Source organism: Alicyclobacillus sp. SP_1, assembly GCF_024706985.1.
In the GTDB taxonomy this organism is placed as follows: domain Bacteria; phylum Bacillota; class Bacilli; order Alicyclobacillales; family Alicyclobacillaceae; genus Alicyclobacillus_I.
The window spans coordinates 1-2,791 of the sequence record NZ_JAMCCX010000076.1 but is presented as its reverse complement, the minus strand read 5'-3'; the positions used below and the strand labels follow the sequence as shown (position 1 = coordinate 2,791).

The 2,791-nt window shown below is 50.8% G+C and carries 3 protein-coding genes; all 3 read left to right on the top strand.

What is annotated here, in order from left to right; all coding sequences use genetic code 11:
- Positions 1–103 precede the first annotated feature (103 nt).
- From tnpA to M4I36_RS14765, 3 genes are read left to right on the top strand one after another with little or no spacing between them, the layout of a single operon-like run.
- On the top strand, positions 104–496 hold the full coding sequence (gene tnpA / locus M4I36_RS14775; RefSeq protein WP_258112527.1) for an IS200/IS605 family transposase: 393 nt from the start codon (positions 104–106) through the stop codon (positions 494–496).
- The gene (locus M4I36_RS14770) at positions 453–1,196 is read left to right on the top strand and encodes a hypothetical protein (RefSeq protein WP_258112526.1); all 744 of its coding nucleotides are present in this window, start codon (positions 453–455) and stop codon (positions 1,194–1,196) included. The genes tnpA and M4I36_RS14770 overlap by 44 nt, the downstream gene beginning before the upstream one ends.
- Positions 1,177–2,064 carry a transposase gene (locus M4I36_RS14765; protein ID WP_258112525.1) on the top strand — a complete coding sequence of 296 codons (888 nt, stop codon included), beginning with the start codon at positions 1,177–1,179 and terminating at the stop codon, positions 2,062–2,064. The genes M4I36_RS14770 and M4I36_RS14765 overlap by 20 nt, the downstream gene beginning before the upstream one ends.
- The last annotated feature ends 727 nt before the right edge of the window (positions 2,065–2,791 follow it).

The window sequence follows — 2,791 nt, the reverse complement described above, 5'->3', positions numbered from 1 at the left end:
ACAACCGAATCCCGCCTCCAATCGTATCATGTTTTTCGGGCTACGTCCAGCGGAAATTTACTGCGTTGTAGTGTTAGATAGATTGTTGTGATAGACTGCTTATATGGAATACAAATCCAATCACAACGTCGTCTACTCTTGCAAATACCATGTCGTTTGGTGTCCGAAGTATCGTCGCCGCGTACTCACCATCGACGTGGAAGAGCGGTTAAAAGCAATCCTGCGTGAAGTGGCAGAAGAGCGTCAAGCGGAGATCATCGAACTGGAGGTCATGCCCGATCACGTCCACCTTTTCCTCGAGGTCGATCCTCAGTTTGGCATCCATCGATTGGTTCGGTTGATGAAAGGGCGCAGTTCCCATCACTTGCGTGAAGAGTTTCCTTGGTTAAAAAAGCGTTTGCCCACACTTTGGACTAATTCCTATTTCGTTTCCACGGTGGGAGGTGCCCCGCTTGCCGTCATCAAGCAGTACATCGAACATCAAAAAAAAGTCTAAGAAGTCGAAGAGTCAGACGCCCTCTTTTGTGTGTGAAGTCCCCCTCCGAGTCACGCGATGCCAAGAACGAACATTAGAAGTACGGTTTGAAGCGGGACACCAACTCTACAATGCCTTTCTTGGCGAGGCTACAAAAAAACTGGCGCTTGTCAGACAATCTATCTGGTACACGAAGGCCAAGAAAAGCACGGACAAAAAAGCGCGGCAGGCTCACTTTGGGGCAGCCCGGCAAGCACACGGATTTTCCGCCTATGCCCTCGAAGCGTTTGCGGATGAAATGCGTCGTACCACGTGGCTTGGCGAGCACTTAGACTCTCATGTGGTGCAGAAACTGGCGGATCGTGCGTTTGCAGCGGTACAAAAGGTCGCCTTTGGACAAGCAAAAAAGTCCGGTTCAAAAGCAAGCGCGGATTGCACAGTCTCGAAGGGAAGACGAATGCTGATTGCCCAACATCCAGGCAGAGGAGAAACAGGCATTCGCGGATTTGATGCCATGGTCAGAGCGATTGCCGGAAGGCATACGCAAACAGAAGAAAAACGCATAGATCCATGCGAATGTTCCCCGCTAGAACTCCTAGCGGGGATAACTCTTGTTATCACCAATTCTCCCATGACGCAGGCCTCAATGCAGGGTGTGCAAAGTTTTACGTTCACCTTGCATCCGTTGGCGGGAAGACCGGGTGTTATGGAATGGTCTTGAATTGCCGATGGTCAACGGGACGGATCGTGATCCAGTCGTTCAGCACGGACTCGCTTCTCGCGTGAAATACGTGCGTTTGGTGACGAGAACGATTCACGGCAAAAATCGCTACTATGCACAACTGGTCTGCGAAGGGGTGCCCTATCAAAAGCCGGAACATACGATGGGCAATGAAACCATAGGTCTTGACATTGGGCCGTCCACCCTCGCCATGGTTGGCGATACGCAGGCTGAATTAAGCACGTTCGCAGAAGAAGTCGCGAGGGATCATCAAAAAATTCGCAGGTTGCAACGGAAACAAGACCGCCAGCGCAGGGCGAATAACCCTGATTGCTACGATGGATTAGGACGTGCCGTCAAAGGGAAACACCCTTCGAAGAAGAGCCAGCACCAACGAGACACCGAACTCGTGTTGCAGGAACTGTACCGCCGCGAAACGGCGCATCGTAAGACGCTGCACGGTCAACTGGCCAACGAGATTTTGGCGGTGGGTAAATACATCCTCACAGAAAAACTGAGCTACAAAGCGTTCCAAAAGATGTTCGGACGCTCCATGAGTGTCCGGGCACCAAAACGGTTTCTCTCCATCCTCACCCGCAAGGCTGAAAGTGCTGGCGGGAGCGTGGAGGAATTTAGCACGTACGACACCGTATTATCGCAAGTATGCATTTGTGGTCAGAAACACAAAAAACGGTTATCCGAGCGTGTTCACGCTTGTGATTGTGGTGTGGTGATGCAACGAGACCTGTTCAGCGCGTATCTCGCAAAGCATGTGGAGAACGAACGCATGCAAGCGGCGAATGCCTTCGAGCATTGGCAGGGTGTGGAACTGCTCCTGCGGACGGCTTGGCAACAGGCGTTAAACTAACCTGCGAGTGGAAGGCCCGCGCCTTCCTCCTTCGGAACGTATCGGAGTCAAAGCAGGTCGTCCGAAAAAGAAAGTCTGCCCGAACATGAGGCGTGGGATGTTGTAGTGATGGCGCAAGTCAACGCGAGAGCCTGCGAGAGTGCAAAGGTATAGGCTTTTAGAACCCCTGGCTTTAGCCATGGGGAGGTTCAGGATCGCCTGAAGAGATGACTTCATGACAGGATCATCGGCAGGATGTAATGAAGATGTGGTCTAGATCCGCAACTGTGTCTAGTTCAACCGTCTCCCATTCGACATCATTCACAATGCGCCGTTGCACAATGTGATTCTTTTTCAAAAAGTCCCAAAGTTTTGTGGCGATATCCGGTTCCAACTCCTCGTTCATGGAGATTTCTTTGATCCGCTCTTCTGAGACATTGTTAAAAGTGTATCACTCATCAATCGATACCGACGCCTGTTGCTCTGCATTGATTAGACGATCCGTGTATCTCATCGCCTTGTTTCCTTTCAGTCTGGTCTGATACATTGCCGACAACATTGGTACCTTCTCGTCAATGGGAACACTGCCCCTACCCTTATGCGCGGGTAGTGGTCACTGTAAACAGGATACGTCTACAGGATACGTCTACAGGATACGTCTACAGGATACGTCTACAGGATACGTCTACAGGATACGTCTACAGGATACGTCTACAGGATACGTCTACAGGATACGTCTACAGGATAC

Excerpts from the sequence above, each read along its gene's own strand:
- tnpA (WP_258112527.1), top strand. The coding sequence starts at position 104 with ATGGAATACAAATCCAATCACAACGTCGTCTACTCTTGCAAATACCAT.